The 16,263-nt window shown below is 57.7% G+C and carries 14 protein-coding genes and 1 pseudogene; 14 read left to right on the forward strand and 1 reads right to left on the reverse strand.

Annotated features, from left to right (window positions below):
- On the reverse strand, positions 1-423 hold the full coding sequence (gene uspC / locus CSK29544_RS13070) for a universal stress protein UspC (protein WP_007868796.1): 423 nt from the start codon (positions 421-423) through the stop codon (positions 1-3).
- A gap of 812 nt (positions 424-1,235) precedes the next feature.
- Here uspC and flhD point away from each other — a divergent pair.
- The 14 genes and pseudogenes from flhD (at position 1,236) to CSK29544_RS13145 (ending at position 16,259) form a co-directional block, all read left to right on the forward strand.
- Positions 1,236-1,586 (forward strand): flagellar transcriptional regulator FlhD, encoded by a 351-nt coding sequence (gene flhD, locus CSK29544_RS13075; RefSeq protein ID WP_004384886.1) that lies wholly within the window; start codon positions 1,236-1,238, stop codon positions 1,584-1,586.
- A gap of 3 nt (positions 1,587-1,589) precedes the next feature.
- Entirely contained in the window at positions 1,590-2,171 is a 582-nt protein-coding gene (gene flhC / locus CSK29544_RS13080; RefSeq protein ID WP_004384887.1) for a flagellar transcriptional regulator FlhC, read from the forward strand.
- Positions 2,172-2,302: 131 nt separating this feature from the next.
- Positions 2,303-3,190 (forward strand): flagellar motor stator protein MotA, encoded by an 888-nt coding sequence (gene motA, locus CSK29544_RS13085; RefSeq protein WP_004384888.1) that lies wholly within the window; start codon positions 2,303-2,305, stop codon positions 3,188-3,190.
- Positions 3,187-4,119 carry a flagellar motor protein MotB gene (gene motB, locus CSK29544_RS13090; RefSeq protein ID WP_007776016.1) on the forward strand — a complete coding sequence of 311 codons (933 nt, stop codon included), beginning with the start codon at positions 3,187-3,189 and terminating at the stop codon, positions 4,117-4,119. Before motA ends, motB begins: the two co-directional genes overlap by 4 nt.
- A 10-nt stretch (positions 4,120-4,129) precedes the next feature.
- A complete protein-coding gene (cheA, locus tag CSK29544_RS13095) occupies positions 4,130-6,139 on the forward strand; it encodes a chemotaxis protein CheA (RefSeq protein ID WP_007900805.1) in 2,010 nt (669 codons plus the stop codon).
- A gap of 28 nt (positions 6,140-6,167) precedes the next feature.
- Entirely contained in the window at positions 6,168-6,671 is a 504-nt protein-coding gene (gene cheW, locus CSK29544_RS13100) for a chemotaxis protein CheW (protein ID WP_004384891.1), read from the forward strand.
- Positions 6,672-7,067: 396 nt separating this feature from the next.
- The gene (locus CSK29544_RS13105; protein ID WP_004384892.1) at positions 7,068-7,634 is read left to right on the forward strand and encodes a Csu type fimbrial protein; all 567 of its coding nucleotides are present in this window, start codon (positions 7,068-7,070) and stop codon (positions 7,632-7,634) included.
- A gap of 62 nt (positions 7,635-7,696) precedes the next feature.
- On the forward strand, positions 7,697-8,206 hold the full coding sequence (locus CSK29544_RS13110) for a Csu type fimbrial protein (protein WP_007900802.1): 510 nt from the start codon (positions 7,697-7,699) through the stop codon (positions 8,204-8,206).
- Positions 8,207-8,222: 16 nt separating this feature from the next.
- Positions 8,223-8,981: a fimbrial biogenesis chaperone gene (locus CSK29544_RS13115; protein ID WP_007850878.1), complete on the forward strand. Its 759-nt coding sequence runs from the start codon at positions 8,223-8,225 to the stop codon at positions 8,979-8,981.
- A complete protein-coding gene (locus tag CSK29544_RS13120) occupies positions 8,960-11,350 on the forward strand; it encodes a fimbria/pilus outer membrane usher protein (RefSeq protein ID WP_029039202.1) in 2,391 nt (796 codons plus the stop codon). Before CSK29544_RS13115 ends, CSK29544_RS13120 begins: the two co-directional genes overlap by 22 nt.
- Positions 11,347-12,299: pseudogene (locus CSK29544_RS13125) on the forward strand (Csu type fimbrial protein). Before CSK29544_RS13120 ends, CSK29544_RS13125 begins: the two are co-directional and overlap by 4 nt.
- Positions 12,300-12,395: 96 nt before the next feature.
- Complete coding sequence (tar, locus tag CSK29544_RS13130) at positions 12,396-14,066, forward strand: methyl-accepting chemotaxis protein II (RefSeq protein WP_007900785.1); 1,671 nt, start codon at positions 12,396-12,398, stop codon at positions 14,064-14,066.
- Between the two features lie 280 nt (positions 14,067-14,346).
- On the forward strand, positions 14,347-15,213 hold the full coding sequence (gene cheR / locus CSK29544_RS13140) for a protein-glutamate O-methyltransferase CheR (protein ID WP_004388324.1): 867 nt from the start codon (positions 14,347-14,349) through the stop codon (positions 15,211-15,213).
- Complete coding sequence (locus tag CSK29544_RS13145) at positions 15,210-16,259, forward strand: protein-glutamate methylesterase/protein-glutamine glutaminase (protein ID WP_004388325.1); 1,050 nt, start codon at positions 15,210-15,212, stop codon at positions 16,257-16,259. Before cheR ends, CSK29544_RS13145 begins: the two co-directional genes overlap by 4 nt.
- Positions 16,260-16,263 lie beyond the last annotated feature (4 nt).

Raw genomic sequence — 16,263 nt, forward strand, 5'->3', positions numbered from 1 at the left:
CTAATCGAGCGCCACCAGCAGAAGATCGGTTTTGCTGGTGGCGACAATTTTTTTCGACAAACAGACCGCTTTACTGAACAGGTTGTGATTGTGATTGCCGCAGATCACGAGATCGATGTCATCTTTTTCACATATATCGCGAATATATTCTCCAGGCTCTCCGGTAGCGATTATGGTTTTATTAATCGGATATCCGGCCTTGCTTTTCAGGTCTTCCAGAAACGTTTTCGTCTCTTCAAACATGATGTCGCGCAAATTTTCGAGCATTGGCGCTGACATTTGATTAAAGAGTTCCGGATCCGTGGCGATAGTAATAAGAGAGATTTTGCCGTTGACGGGTTTAACGATAGAGACCGCGCGGGTGATAAGCCGGTAGCTTTCTGGTGTCACCGCCACGGCAACGAGTACATGGGAATAGCTCATAGTGATGTCCTTTCGCCAGAGAGAACTGCAGGAAGCAGCCATAATGAAATAGTACGACGTACACGCCCCGAAAGAATGTGAAGCCGCTTTAATAACGGTGAAACACGGCTTTTGAATACATTAGCTATTCTTATCAAAGGAATAATTTAACCATTATTTCCGTTCTGTAACATCTTGTAACATAAGCGCAGGATGCATCCTGACACCGCTTTATCCCCTTTTCGTTCAAAAATGCATCATTAGCATGCTTCTTATTATTTGACGTAACTCACTGTTTTAAATCGGTAAGTTGATTTAAGTACTCCCCGGATAGTACTGTTTCTTTTATAGTGACCACCCGTGATCACGTGATGTTAAATAGTTGCAAATGTAAAGTATGGCCGACTGCTACACCGTAGTTAAGGGTGAATAAATATTCGGAATTTTACGCATTGCCAGGCGTCTGTTTGGTTAATTTTTATACAAAAGAAAAGCAATCCTGATGGTTTTTTAGTGACTTTTTCCGAAAATATGTGATACTCGTCACACTTTTTCTAAAATCTTTTCACAAGCACGTTGTGTGAACGGTGTCCGCCGAGTACGATTTGCTCGATTTAGGAAAAATCTTAAGCAAGTGTAAGGAAATGATGAAAGGCGTGCACGGAGCCTGCCAGGGACAATCGAATTTGACGGGAACACTGTTCACCGACAAGTCTGGTTTCACCGATGCATTTTGGCCGTAACGATTTATTTTTTTACCGGGATTTGCCCGGCGACATCACGGGGTGCGGCTTCGCCGCGTTAAAATAATAGTTTGTTATTGGATGGGAAAAATGCATACATCCGAGTTGCTGAAACATATCTACGACATCAACCTGTCATATCTGTTACTTGCACAGCGTCTGATCAGTCAGGATAAAGCGTCTGCGATGTTTCGCCTGGGAATTAGCGAAGAGATGGCGTCCACACTGGGCGATCTGACTCTGCCGCAAATGGTGAAACTGGCTGAAACGAACCAGCTTGTCTGTCAGTTCCGTTTTCAGGATCATCAGTCGATCACGCGTTTAACACAAGAATCACGCGTTGACGATCTGCAACAGATCCACACCGGTATTCTGCTCTCTACGCGTCTGCTCAACGAAGCCAGCGGCACCGAAGACGTCGCCAGGAAGAAAAGGGCATAACGTATGACCGACAAGAGCATTGTTCAGGAAGCCCGTGATATCCAGCTCGCCATGGAACTCATTACCCTTGGCGCACGTTTACAGATGCTGGAAAGTGAAACGCAACTTAGCCGCGGTAGACTCATCAAACTTTATAAAGAGCTGCGGGGCAGCCCGCCGCCAAAAGGTATGTTGCCCTTTTCCACGGACTGGTTCATGACCTGGGAGCAGAACATCCACGCATCGATGTTCTGTAACGCCTGGCAGTATCTGCTACGCACCGGGTTGTGTTCAGGCGTTGACGCGGTTATCAAAGCGTACCGTCTGTACCTGGAGCAATGCCCGCAAGAAAACGAAGAAGGCCCGCTGCTGGCGCTTACCCGCGCCTGGACGCTGGTCCGTTTCGTGGACAGCGGAATGCTTGAATTATCGCGCTGCAACAGCTGCGGCGGTAATTTTGTTACTCATGCACACCAGCCGGTTGGCAGCTTCGCATGCAGCCTGTGCCAGCCACCGTCTCGCGCCGTAAAAAGACGTAAACTTTCGCGAGATGCTGCCGATATTATTCCACAACTGCTGGATGAACAGGTCGAACAGGCCGTTTAACCGGATAGGTGTGGAAAACCACTCCAGCAGCGGCCCAAAAGGCCGCTGCTTTTTTTTTCCTAACTGAAACCGGCAACGTTTTCTGCTCACCTGAACATCCTCGCCATAGCCAACAGCGGAAGGATGATGTCGTGCTGATTTTAATAGGTTACCTGGTCATTCTGGGAACGGTCTTCGGTGGTTACATGATTACCGGAGGAGAGCTTGGTGCACTCTATCAACCTGCTGAATTAATCATTATCGGCGGGGCGGGTGTGGGTGCGTTTATCGTCGGTAACAACGGGAAAGCCATCAAAGGCACGCTGAAGGCGCTGCCGCTGCTGTTTCGCCGTTCGAAATACACCAAAAGTATGTACATGGATCTGATGGCGCTGCTGTATCGCCTGATGACCAAATCGCGCCAGCAGGGCATGTTCTCGCTGGAGCGTGATATCGAGAACCCGAAAGAGAGCGAAATCTTCACCAGCTACCCGCGCATTCTGGCGGACAACACCATGCTGGAGTTCATCACCGATTATCTGCGTCTCATCATCAGCGGCAACATGAACACCTTTGAGATTGAAGCGCTGATGGACGAAGAGATCGAAACGCACGAAAGCGAGGCGGAAGTCCCGGCCAACAGCCTGGCGCTGATGGGCGACTCGCTCCCGGCGTTCGGGATCGTGGCGGCGGTAATGGGCGTGGTGCACGCGCTGGCGTCGGCTGACCGCCCGGCGGCAGAGCTCGGCGCGCTTATCGCTCACGCGATGGTGGGGACATTCCTCGGCATCCTGCTGGCTTACGGCTTCGTGTCGCCGCTTGCGACCGTGCTGCGCCAGAAGAGCGCCGAAACCACCAAAATGATGCAGTGCGTGAAAGTGACGCTGCTGTCGAGCCTTAACGGTTACGCGCCGCCTATCGCCGTAGAGTTTGGTCGTAAGACGCTCTACTCCAGCGAGCGTCCGTCCTTCACTGAGCTGGATGAACACGTTCGCGCGGTGAAATCGCCTAACCAGCAGCAGGTGACAGAAGACGCATGAAAAACAGCAACCACCCCGTCGTTATCGTAAAAAAGCGCAAGCATAAAGGCCACGGCGGCGGTTCGCACGGCTCGTGGAAAATCGCTTACGCCGACTTTATGACAGCCATGATGGCCTTCTTCCTGGTGATGTGGCTTATCTCCATCTCCAGCCCGAAGGAGCTGACGCAGATTGCGGAATATTTCCGCACGCCGCTGTCGGCCGCCATCACCGGCGGGCATCGCATCGCCGATAGCGAAAGCCCAATTCCGGGGGGTGGAGATGATGTCACGCAGTCGCAGGGCGAAGTAAAAAAACAAGAGCCGAATATCGACGAGCTGAAAAAACGCATGGAGCGTAACCGCCTGCAAAAACTGCGTGGCGATCTGGATCAGCTTATCGAAGCGGACCCGAAACTGCGTGCGCTGCGCCCGCATCTGCGCATCGATCTCGTGCAGGAAGGGCTGCGTATTCAGATTATCGACAGCCAGAACCGCCCGATGTTTAAAACCGGCAGTGCCGAAGTCGAGCCGTATATGCGCGACATCCTGCGCGCCATCGCGCCGGTGCTGAACGGGATACCGAATAAAGTGAGCCTGTCAGGCCACACCGATGACTTCCCGTACGCCAACGGCGAACGCGGCTACAGCAACTGGGAACTCTCGGCAGACCGCGCCAACGCGTCGCGTCGCGAGCTGGTTATCGGCGGGCTTGATGATGGCAAAGTTCTGCGCGTGGTGGGCATGGCCGCCACGATGCGCCTGGCGGAGAAAGGCGCGAATGAAGCCCTGAACCGCCGCATAAGTTTGCTGGTACTCAACAAGCAGTCGGAAGATGCCATCGTGCATGAAAATGCCGAAAGCGAAAATGAGTCACTGAGCGTATTACAACAACCGGGCGCCGTCCCCCCGGCCTCAAACCCAACACCGTCCCAACCGGTTACGAGGTGATAGCGTGAGTATGGATATTAGCGATTTTTATCAGACATTTTTCGATGAGGCTGACGAACTGTTGGCTGACATGGAGCAGCATTTGCTCGATCTGGTGCCCGAAGCACCCGATGCCGAACAGCTAAATGCCATATTCCGCGCCGCGCACTCCATCAAGGGTGGCGCGGGAACCTTTGGCTTCACCATCCTGCAGGAAACCACCCATCTGATGGAAAACCTGCTGGATGAAGCACGTCGGGGTGAAATGCAACTCAACACCGACATTATCAACCTGTTTTTGGAAACCAAAGATATTATGCAGGAACAGCTTGACGCTTATAAAAGCTCTTCGGAGCCGGACGCAGCCAGCTTTGAATACATCTGTCAGGCACTGCGCCAACTGGCGCTCGAAGCCAAAGGCGAAGCGCCTGCGGCGGCGGCGAAACTCTCTGTTGTTGAAACAGAAACTGCGGCACCTGCGGCCAGTGCACCCACGGATGGCGGCAAGCTGCGCATAAAGCTTGGCAAACTCAAAGGCAATGAAATCGAACTCCTGCAGGAAGAGCTCGGTAATCTCGGCGCCTTAAGCCAGATTGAAAAGGGCGCCGATCACCTGATCGCCACTCTTGAAACCAGCGCCAGCGCAGATGACATCACCGCGGTGCTCTGCTTTGTCATCGAAGGCGATCAGATTGAGTTCCTGCCGCTGCCTGCCGCTGATGAAGCGCCTGCTGTCGCGGCCGCGCCGGTGGTGGAAGCCGCGCCTGCGCCTGCGCCTGTGGCCGCACCGGTCGCGAAAGCGCCTGCCGCCAGCGCCCCACGCGCCGAGCAGAACAAACCGGCCCGCGAAAAAGAAAACACCAGTATTCGTGTAGCGGTGGAGAAAGTTGACCAACTGATAAACCTGGTGGGCGAGCTGGTTATTACCCAGTCGATGCTCCAGCAGCGCTCCAATGAGCTTGACCCGGTCACCCACGGCGACCTGATCACCAGCATGAGTCAGTTACAACGTAACGCCCGCGATCTGCAGGAATCGGTCATGTCCATCCGTATGATGCCGATGGAATACGTCTTCAGCCGCTTCCCGCGTCTGGTGCGCGATCTGGCGAGCAAACTTGGCAAGCAGGTTGAACTGACCCTGCAGGGCAGCTCCACCGAACTCGATAAGAGCCTGATTGAACGCATTATCGACCCGTTAACGCACCTGGTGCGTAACAGCCTCGATCACGGTATCGAATCGCCGGAAAAACGCGCCGCTGCGGGTAAATCCCCGGTGGGCAACCTGATCCTCTCCGCAGAACATCAGGGCGGCAACATTTGCATTGAAGTGACCGACGACGGCGCTGGCCTCAACCGCGAGCGTATCCTTGCGAAAGCGATGTCTCAGGGCATGGCCGTCAGTGAAAGCATGACCGATGACGAAGTGGGCATGCTCATCTTCGCGCCGGGCTTCTCCACGGCAGAGCAGGTGACCGATGTTTCCGGTCGCGGCGTCGGCATGGACGTGGTGAAACGTAACATTCAGGAGATGGGCGGCCATGTTGAGATCGCCTCCCGTCAGGGCCAGGGCACGACGATTCGTATCCTGCTGCCGCTGACGCTGGCTATCCTCGATGGCATGTCGGTTAAGGTAAACGAAGAAGTCTTTATTCTGCCGTTGAACGCGGTCATGGAGTCGCTGCAGCCGCGTGAAGAAGATCTGCATCCGCTGGCAGGCGGCGAGCGCGTACTGGAAGTGCGTGGCGAATATCTGCCGCTGGTGGAGTTGTGGAAAGTCTTTGATGTGCAAGGGGCGAAAACCGAAGCGACGCAGGGCATTGTCGTTATCCTGCAAAGCGCCGGTCGCCGTTATGCACTGCTGGTCGATCAGCTGATTGGTCAGCACCAGGTCGTCGTGAAAAACCTTGAGAGTAACTATCGCAAGGTGCCGGGTATTTCGGCCGCCACGATCCTGGGCGATGGTAGCGTGGCGCTGATTGTTGATGTATCCGCGCTGCAAAGTTTAAACCGTGAGCAACGTCTGGCGCCGACCGCCGCCTGAAGCCACTATCGTAGAAAAGGTAAGTAATATGACCGGTATGAGCAACGTCACTAAACTGGCCGGCGAGCCGTCTGGCCAGGAGTTCCTGGTATTCACTCTGGGCGACGAAGAATATGGTATCGATATTCTGAAAGTGCAGGAGATCCGCGGTTACGATCAGGTAACCCGTATCGCCAACACGCCGTCTTTCATTAAAGGCGTCACCAACCTGCGCGGTGTTATCGTGCCTATCGTTGACCTGCGCGTGAAGTTTGAGCAGGGCGATGTGGAATATAATGAAAACACCGTGGTTATCGTACTGAACTTCGGCCAGCGCGTGGTCGGTATCGTGGTGGATGGCGTCTCTGACGTGCTGTCTCTCACGGCCGAGCAGATCCGCCCGGCACCGGAATTCGCTGTGACGCTCTCCACAGAATACCTGACAGGCCTCGGCGCTATTGGCGAACGCATGCTGATTCTGGTACACATTGAGAAGCTGCTCAACAGCGAAGAGATGGAGCTGATTGACAGCGCAACCGCCCGCGTGGCGTGACAACAAGAAAAGCAGTGGCACGGGGCGCGAAAGCGCCCCTTTTTTTCGCCTGTTCACAGGCGAAGGAGGAGCCTGACGACATCGCACCGACAGAGAAAAGAGCCGCACTACCCGCTAAGCAGGGGGGCTTATAATGTGACGTAAATCACATACCAATTAATATATCATTTACCGTTTACATTCTGAAACGTTCAATAAAACCTAACTGTCTGTAATAAAAGGTTTTTCCCTTCTCCTCAGACGCCTCGTTGATGTTTTTAACAACTTTTGTGATGTTTTGAAACATAAACTAAATTTCAGATTAGCGTCTCGTCTGACGCGCTGCGCTTTATGGCTAAGGCCACTTGCCCGGCCTGCCAGCGCGTCACTTCCGTTTTGAGTTTGAGGGGATCCACGATGAAAACACGTCTGTTAGCGGTTATCTTCGGTGCCGGTGTCATGCTGAGCGCGCCGGCAAGTTATGCGGTCACCAGCAGCGGGACCATCGGCGCAACCTTAACGCTGACTAATGGTTGCCTGATCAACGGCTCCCCAAGCCAGAACGGGATCAACTTCGGTACGCTGAACTTCGGGACCAGCCCGGCGACATTCTCCACGCTGACCACCCAGTTAACGGGCGCGGGCGGCGGCAACACCTTCTCCATTCAGTGCACCACGCCGGAATACACCGTGCAGATAACCGGCAGTACCAACCAGGCGCCGGGTACCGTTGTTGGCACGCCGGGCACGCCGGGGCGTTATCTGGTCAATACCACAAACACCGCGCAGGGCGTGGCGTACAGCCTCTACAGCGACAGTGCCTTCCAGAACGTGATCGCGAACAACGCCTCCATTCCGGCCGCGTCGACGACCGGTGGCGTGAGTAACTACACCATCTATGGCCGTATTCAGGGCGGCGGTAACAGCGTGACCGTCGTACCGGGCACCTACACCGACACCATTAACGTCAGCGTCACCTACTAAGCGTCAGCAGGGCCGCGATGAGGATGAAGGGCAACCGGCAGCGGTTGCCCCTGGGGAGCGCTGTGCGGCGCATTCTGTGGGGGACGGCTGGCCTGTTAGCGGTGAGCGGCAACGCGCAGGCCGTCACGACGCAGTCGTTTCAGGTAAGCGCCACTGTCGCCGCCGGGTGTTCGGTCACGACCGGCACGGGCGGCGTCATGGGATCGCTCAACTTCGGCACCCATACCGGCGTCGAAAGCACGCGCGTCAGTACCAGTTTTGTGCCGTCTTCCTCGTTATTGCTCGCCTGTACGCCAGGCGTGGCGCTCAGCATGAGCATCAACGGCGGCCAGAACTACGGCTCATCGGTGCGCAACATGGTGCGCGGCGGCGGTACCGAACGGGTGCCGTATCGTCTCTATACGTCGAGCTCGCTCAATGCGGCGAGTGAAATCGGCGTCAACCAGGCAGTTTCCATCGCCTACAGCAACAGCAATAATATTTCGCTGCCTCTCTTTGGCGCAGCGCAGCTCACGGGCTTTAGCCCCGCCGGCAGCTATACCGACACGCTGACGGTGACATTATCATGGTGATACAGGGAGAGCAGACATGATGCAGTGCGCAACGTCTCTCAGGCGGCTCGGACTGGCCGCCGCGTTTTGGCTGACCACAGGCAGCGCCTGGTCGGCCGGCAATATGCTTATCTGGCCCATCGATCCTTACCTCGCGCCCGGCGACAACGCGGCGGAGTTGTGGATTCAGAATCAGGGCGCCACGCCGATGACCATGCAGGTGCGCATTGTGCGCTGGCGGCAGGAGGGCGGCAACGAGCGCTACCAGCAGCAGCAGGATGTGGTGGCAAGCCCACCGATTGTACGTATCGACGGCGGTAAAAAGCAGCTCATCCGCCTGATAAGCCAGGCGCAGATCCCGACGGGCGTCGAGCAGGCGTACCGTATCGTGGTGGATGAGATCCCGCAGCCCACCGAGCCTGGCAAACCGCAGCTCGGCCTGAAACTGCAAATGCGCTATTCGATTCCGCTTTTCGCGTACGGCCAGGGCGTCGCCACCGAGCGCGCGGGCACGCATCACGCTTATTTACAGCCGGAAAATCTCTCCTGGCGGGTCGTCAGAGATAACGGCCAGCCCGCGATTGAAATTGCCAACCGGGATCAGATCCACGCGCGCATCAGCAAAGTGACGGTACAGCAGGGCGGCAAATCCCGCGTGCTGGCGGAAGGATTGCTGGGTTATGTGTTGCCAGGCCAGACGCGCATCTTTCCGCTGCCAGCGGGCGTGTCGCAGCCGACGCAGCTTAGCGCCTCCGTCAACGCCCGCGAGGGGACATGGCAGGCCGCCGCCCGGTGAGTCGTCGGGGGGTGATAATCAGCCTGCTGTGTGTCGTCTCTCCCGCCGTTTATGCGCTGGAAGGCGACGACGCGCTGCCGCCGCCGCCGGACGCGCAGGCCATTGACCGCCAGGCGGTGTTTCATCTGTCGGTGGTGGTCAACTATTACGATACCGGGCTGGTGGTGCCGGTAACGCGGCGCGGCGGCGCGATGTGGGTCTCGTCGGCCGATTTGCAGCGCGCCGGGCTGCCGGGCGATAAACTCCCGCAGGGCGAGGTTAACATTGATGCGCTTCCGCAGGTGAAAAGCCGCTACGACAGCACCGGGCAGTGGCTGTTGCTGACGGTACCGACCGACTGGGTGCCCGCGCGTACCGTGGCGCTCGGCGAGCAGGAGCGACGGGTGCGCCCGCGCGCCAGCAACGGGGCGGTGCTCAATTACGATTTTTACGCCAGCGACACCAATCACGGTCTGCGTCAGGCGTCGCTCTGGCACGAGATGCGTCTGTTTGGCAATGCGGCCTCGTTTTCCACGACCGGGGCGTTACGGGAAGTGTTCCGCGGTTATCCGGGGCAGGATGAAGGCTATATGCGCTACGACACCGTGTTTAACAGCACCAACGATGACAGCGCCTGGAGCTGGTCGCTGGGCGATGTTATCAGCGACAGCCTGAGCTGGAGCAACAGCGTGCGCATGGGCGGCATTTCGGTCGGTCGCGATTTCTCGCTGCGTCCCGATCTCATTACCTATCCGCTGCCCGCGTTCTCCGGCGAGGCGGCGGTGCCCACCACGGTAGACGTGTTTATCAACGGCTACCGCTCCGGCTCGACCGATCTCGCCCCCGGCCCCTTTACGCTCACCAATCTGCCTTATATTAACGGCTCGGGTGATGCGGTGCTGGTTACCACCGACGCCCTGGGCCGCCAGGTCTCCACTACGCTGCCGTTTTACGTGGCAAGCGAGCTGCTGAAACCGGGCTTAAGCGATGGCTCGTTCAGCGCGGGCGCGCTTCGCCGCAACTACGGCGTGAAAAATTTCGATTACGGCCCGGCGGCGGCAAGCGGCTCCTGGCGCTACGGGATGACGGATTTCTGGACGCTGGAAACCCACGGCGAAGCGGCGGAAAAGCTCAAGCTCGGCGGCGTCGGGTCGCTGGTGAAGCTCGGCCGCTTCGGTGTGGTCAACGGCGCGGGAAGCTGGAGCAAGATGCGCGATAACAGCGGCCAGCAGTGGAACTGGGGCTATCAGTACAACACGGCGGGTTTCAGCATTTCTACCCAGCAGACCCGCCGCACGCGCGGGTTCGGCAACCTGGCGCTCTACGATCAGCCCGTGCGCTACGATCAGTATCAGGAGCCTATCATCACCTTAAGCCGCTCCAGCGCCCAGTATGCGCTGACGCTTAATATGGGCGCGGCGGGCAGCGTCGGCGCGGCCTGGATTGACGTGCAGTCCTTTAACCGCGACCACACCCGGTTGCTGAACCTCTCGTGGAATAAAACGCTGTGGAACAGCAGCCTTTATCTGGCCGCGAGCCACGATTATGAAGGGCGCGACTGGACGTTCGCGCTCTCGCTGCAAATCCCGCTCGGCGAGCAGAGCTCGGTGGCGCTCAGTGCCGAGACCACGCCGGAGAGCGGCTCAACCCAGCGCGTTAACTTCAACCAGGCGATGCCAAGCGACGGCGGATTCAGCTGGAACCTCGCTTACGCCAGGCAGTCGCGCGATGACAACTATCAGCAGGCGACGCTCGGCTGGCGCAACAACCACATTGAGACGCAGGGCGGGATCTACGGCCAGACGAAAAACCTCACGCGCTGGGCTGAGGCCACCGGGTCTGTGGTGACGATGGACGGTGAACTGTTTGCGGCAAACCAAATCAACGACGCCTTCGCGGTGGTCAGCACTGACGGCCAGCCGGGTGTAACGGTGAACTTTGAAAACCAGCCGGTCGGGGAGACCGACGAGGAAGGCTATCTGCTGGTCAGCGGCGTAACGTCCTATTACCCGGCCACCTACAGCATCGACGCGCTGAATCTGCCTGCCGATACCCGCATCCGTGATACCGAACGGCGCATCGCGCTGCGGCGTAACAGCGGTTATCTGGTGACCTTCCCGATGGAGCAGGAGCGGGTGGCGAGCGTGATTTTGCATGACGAAAACGACCAGCCGCTGCCGGTATCAAGCCAGGTGTTTCGTGATGATCGCCCCACTGCGGTGGTGGGGTACGACGGTATCGCCTGGCTTGAGGATATTGGCGGGGTGAACCCGCTGCGCGTCACAAAACCCGATGGCAGCACTTGCCGCGTCACGCTGACGGTGAGCTCGTCACGCTCGCATCGTCTGGAAACCTATGGTCCGCTCATTTGTCGCGAGGGTACGCCATGATTCGTCTGCTGCTGATGATTCTCCTTGTTGTGGCAAGCCTGCCTGCGCTGGCGGATTGTCGCGTCAGCGGCACCGGCGCAGCCTACGGCAGCCAGACGTCATTTGTGATTAACAGCACCGTCCAGACCACAACGGCGACGCTGACGCTGGACTGCGACTCGGTGTTGAACGTGCTCAATAATGACTTCGTGACCCTGACGCTGACCGGCGCTACCACAACCGCCGGCACCCGCGCCACGCTCGGGCGTAGCGGTGATACCACCGACCGCATTCCCGTTCAGGTTTGCGCCCAGAGCGGCTGCCCGTCCGGCAGTGAGCTTGCCATTAACGGCAGCTACCGCTGGACCGGGCAGTCGCTTCTGAATCTCTTAACCAGTAAACGTTACACCTTCCCGATCTATATCCGCACGTTACAAGGGCAGAACGTCGCGGCGGGTGCCTATCAGGTGACGCTCAATTTCAGCGTGAACTACAGCATCTGCGCGGTCGGCATTGCGGTCTGCCTGACGCCGCAGAACGGCACGTCAACCTTCACAAGCCTGGTGACGCTCACCGTCACCAACGATTGCAGTACGATCACCGCGCCGAATCTGAATTTCGCCAGCGCGCCGCTGGTGAAAGACTTCGCGCCGGTGTCGCAAACCATCGCCATCACCTGCACCAAAGGCAGCACCTATACCGTTGGCATCAATAACGGCAACTATGCCGTAGGCAGCGTGCGCAATATGGCGAGCGGCACTAACCGTCTCAGCTATGAGATTTATAAAGGCAGCACCGCGAACCGCTGGGGCGTCAGCGGCACCGAACGCTGGGCCAGCGACACGCCCACGAGGTCAGCAGCGATGGCCTGCTGAAATCCTATCAATACACGGCGCGTATCCTTGCGACCCAGAACACGCCGCCCGCAGGCAGTTACACCGATACGCTGGTGGTGGACGTGGCGTTCTGAGTCCGCCGCCGACTAACGCAAATTTCCTTTACACTACGATAAAGTTCCCCCAGGCCATGCCGATAACCCCTTCAGGAACCAGAAGGAAGGTGTCGCATGTTGAATCGTATCCGCGTTGTCTCACTGTTGATGATGGTGCTGGTGGTCTTCGCACTGCTGCAATTCATTTCCGGTGGGATGTTTTTTTCGTCACTGAATGAAAACCAGCAAAGTTTCGCCGCGTCGCACCAGCTGCGACTGCAACAGGCGCAGCTCAACCAGTCGTGGAACCTGCTGCTGCAGACCCGCATCAACTTAAGCCGCTCAGCGGCGCGGATGATGATGAATGCGAACAACCAGCAGAGCAGCGCGAAAACCGATCTGCTCAACACGGCGAAAAAAGTGCTGGCTGAAGCGGATACCCACTTTAACGCCTTTAAAGCCGTGACGGTGGATGTAGCGGAGATTAACGCCGCCGCGGGCGACGTCGAGCAGAGCTATCGTGATTACTACCAGGCACTGAGCGAACTGGTGCAGTACCTGGAAACCGGCAACATGGACGCCTACTTCGCGCAGGCGACGCAGGGCAAACAGAACGCGCTGGAAAAAGCCGTTATGCGCTATGACGACGTCAACGTGCGTCTGGCACAGCAGGCCTGGGACGAGAGCCGTAGCGATTTCCGTGTGGCCCAGTGGCAGACCGGCATTCTGGCGGTTCTGGTGGTGCTGGTTATCGCGCTGGTGTGGTACGGCATCCGTCACGTTCTGCTCAAACCGCTGGCAGGGGTTATCCACCATATTCGCGAGATTGCGGGCGGCAACCTAACCGAAACCATTACGGTTACCGGGCGTAACGAGATGACGGAGCTTTCCGCGAGCGTTCAGCATATGCAACAGGCGCTGATCCAGACGGTAAGCACCGTGCGTGAAGGCACCGATGCGATTTACAGCGGCACCAGCGAAATCGCCGCGGGCAATACCGATCTCTCTTCACGTACCGAAGAGCAGGCGTCCGCGCTGGAGCAGACCGCCGCCAGTATGGAAGAGCTGACCGCGACGGTGAAACAGAACGCCGAAAACGCCCGTCAGGCATCGCAGCTGGCACTGAGCGCGTCGGAAACCGCGCAGCGCGGCGGCAAAGTGGTGGATGGCGTGGTTAACACCATGCATGACATCGCCGCCAGCTCGAAAAAGATTTCAGACATTACCAGCGTCATTGATGGCATCGCCTTCCAGACCAACATTCTGGCGCTGAACGCCGCCGTAGAAGCGGCGCGGGCAGGGGAGCAGGGCCGCGGGTTCGCGGTGGTGGCAGGCGAAGTGCGCAACCTCGCGAGCCGCAGCGCTCAGGCGGCCAAAGAGATTAAGGCGCTGATTGAAGATTCCGTTTCGCGCGTCGATTCCGGCTCCGTGCTGGTAGAAAGCGCGGGCGAAACGATGCAGGAGATTGTCGGGGCAGTTACGCGCGTCACCGACATTATGGGCGAGATAGCCTCTGCGTCCGATGAACAGAGCCGCGGCATCGATCAGGTGGCGCTGGCGGTTTCCGAAATGGATCGCGTGACGCAGCAAAACGCCTCGCTGGTGCAGCAGTCCGCCGCTGCCGCGAGCGCGCTGGAAGACCAGGCAAGCCGCCTGTCGCAGGCGGTCGCCGCCTTCCGTCTCGCGGCATCGCGTGCCAGCGTCCCGCGCAGCGTCCCGGCAACGGTGCCCGCGAGAACAGACCACGCGCCGATCGTACCGGCTAAACCTGCTGTCGCAGGCCAGGATAACTGGGAAACATTCTGAACAGATTCCGGCGTATGACCGGCTAAGGAAGCAGGCATGTTGTACCAAAGGGGAACGCTGTCGGAAGGGTTTTTGGGAAAAGCGCGCGGCGCGAAAGCATGGGACGTACTGCACAGCTCGTCCATGCAAACGAACAGAGTCGGATGCGTGATCCACGGCGCGTCCGAGAAGAAAAACGTTTCAGTCTTAAACCTTGAACACGGCTTTTGTAAGCGTAACAAGATGGCCGCACCCCCATAAGGGGTGCCAGTAACACTCTGACTGTGAAGAAGAAGGCAACATGACATCATCCATGCCTGCTGGGCAAACGTCATTATTAGTACAAATGACACAGCGCCTTGCGCTGTCCGACACCCACTTCCGTCGGATATGTCAATTGATATACCAGCGCGCCGGGATCGTGCTGGCCGAACATAAGCGGGACATGGTTTACAACCGTCTGGTTCGTCGTCTGCGCACGCTCGGGCTGGATGATTTCGGACGCTATCTCAGCATGCTGGAGGCCAATGCCAACAGCGCCGAGTGGCAGGCGTTTATCAACTCGCTGACCACCAACCTGACGGCGTTTTTCCGCGAGGCGCACCACTTCCCGGTGCTGGCGGAGCACGCGCGTAAGCGTTCGGGCGAGTACCGCGTCTGGAGCGCCGCGGCGTCGACGGGCGAGGAGCCTTACTCCATCGCCATTACGCTTGCCGATACGCTCGGCACCGCGCCTGGCCGCTGGAAAGTCTACGGCACGGATATCGATACCGAAGTGCTGCAAAAAGCACAGAGCGGAATTTACCGGCAGGAGGAGCTGAAAACCCTCTCGCCGCAGCAGATGCAACGCTATTTTATGCGCGGCACCGGGCCTCACCAGGGGCTGGTGCGCGTGCGTAACGAACTGGCGAACCAGATTGAGTTCGCCTCGCTGAACCTGCTTGATAAGCAGTACAACGTACCGGGGCCATTTGACGCGATTTTCTGCCGCAACGTGATGATTTATTTCGATAAAGAAACACAGCAGGAGATCCTCAAACGCTTTGTTCCGCTGCTGAAGCCAGGCGGTCTGCTGTTTGCAGGCCACTCGGAAAACTTCAGTAACCTCAGTCGGGAGTTCTCGCTGCGCGGTCAGACGGTGTATGCCCTGAGTAAGGAAAAAGAATGAGTAAAATCAGAGTGTTGTCAGTAGATGATTCGGCGCTGATGCGTCAAATCATGACCGAAATTATCAACAGCCACAGCGATATGGAGATGGTGGCGACGGCGCCGGACCCGCTGGTGGCGCGCGATCTGATTAAGCAGTTCAACCCGGATGTCTTAACGCTGGATGTTGAAATGCCGCGCATGGATGGCCTCGATTTCCTGGAAAAACTGATGCGTCTGCGTCCGATGCCGGTGGTCATGGTCTCTTCGCTGACGGGCAAAGGCTCTGAAGTGACGCTGCGCGCGCTGGAGCTGGGTGCGGTGGATTTCGTGACCAAGCCGCAGCTTGGCATTCGCGAAGGGATGCTGGCTTACAGCGAACTGATTGCCGATAAAGTGCGTACCGCCTCGCGTGCGCGGATTTCCGCCCGCCTGCCGGACGCGGTGCCGAAAACGCTGAAAGCAGGCCCGCTGTTGAGTTCGGAAAAACTGATTGCCATTGGTGCCTCCACGGGCGGCACCGAAGCGATTCGCCATGTGCTCCAGCCGCTGCCGCTCTCAAGCCCGGCAGTACTGATTACCCAGCACATGCCGCCTGGATTTACCCGTTCTTTCGCCGAGCGACTGAACAAGCTGTGCCAGATTAGCGTGAAAGAAGCCGAAGACGGCGAGCGCGTGCTGCCGGGCCATGCCTATATCGCGCCAGGCGATAAGCATATGGAGCTCGCGCGCAGCGGCGCTAACTACCAGATAAAAATCCACGACGGGCCGCCGGTTAACCGGCACCGTCCGGCCGTGGATGTGTTGTTTCACTCCGTAGCCAAACATGCGGGGCGCAACGCGGTGGGCGTGATCCTCACCGGGATGGGCAACGATGGCGCGGCGGGAATGCTGGCGATGCACCAGGCGGGCGCCTGGACCATCGCTCAAAACGAAGCGAGTTGTGTGGTGTTCGGCATGCCGCGTGAGGCCATCAATATGGGTGGCGTCAGCGAAGTCGTCGATCTAAGCCAGGTCAGCCAGCAGATGCTGGCGAAAATCAGTGCCGGACAGGCAATACGTATTTAACGAG

It is taken from the genome of Cronobacter sakazakii, assembly GCF_000982825.1.
GTDB lineage: Bacteria > Pseudomonadota > Gammaproteobacteria > Enterobacterales > Enterobacteriaceae > Cronobacter > Cronobacter sakazakii.

Bases quoted from the DNA above. Each gene is read 5' to 3' on its own strand.
- uspC (WP_007868796.1), bottom strand. From the start codon at position 423: ATGAGCTATTCCCATGTACTCGTTGCCGTGGCGGTGACACCAGAAAGC.
- flhD (WP_004384886.1), top strand. From the start codon at position 1,236: ATGCATACATCCGAGTTGCTGAAACATATCTACGACATCAACCTGTCA.
- flhC (WP_004384887.1), top strand. From the start codon at position 1,590: ATGACCGACAAGAGCATTGTTCAGGAAGCCCGTGATATCCAGCTCGCC.
- motB (WP_007776016.1), top strand. From the start codon at position 3,187: ATGAAAAACAGCAACCACCCCGTCGTTATCGTAAAAAAGCGCAAGCAT.
- cheA (WP_007900805.1), top strand. From the start codon at position 4,130: ATGGATATTAGCGATTTTTATCAGACATTTTTCGATGAGGCTGACGAA.
- cheW (WP_004384891.1), top strand. From the start codon at position 6,168: ATGACCGGTATGAGCAACGTCACTAAACTGGCCGGCGAGCCGTCTGGC.
- CSK29544_RS13105 (WP_004384892.1), top strand. From the start codon at position 7,068: ATGAAAACACGTCTGTTAGCGGTTATCTTCGGTGCCGGTGTCATGCTG.
- CSK29544_RS13115 (WP_007850878.1), top strand. From the start codon at position 8,223: ATGATGCAGTGCGCAACGTCTCTCAGGCGGCTCGGACTGGCCGCCGCG.
- CSK29544_RS13120 (WP_029039202.1), top strand. From the start codon at position 8,960: ATGGCAGGCCGCCGCCCGGTGAGTCGTCGGGGGGTGATAATCAGCCTG.
- tar (WP_007900785.1), top strand. From the start codon at position 12,396: ATGTTGAATCGTATCCGCGTTGTCTCACTGTTGATGATGGTGCTGGTG.
- cheR (WP_004388324.1), top strand. From the start codon at position 14,347: ATGACATCATCCATGCCTGCTGGGCAAACGTCATTATTAGTACAAATG.
- CSK29544_RS13145 (WP_004388325.1), top strand. From the start codon at position 15,210: ATGAGTAAAATCAGAGTGTTGTCAGTAGATGATTCGGCGCTGATGCGT.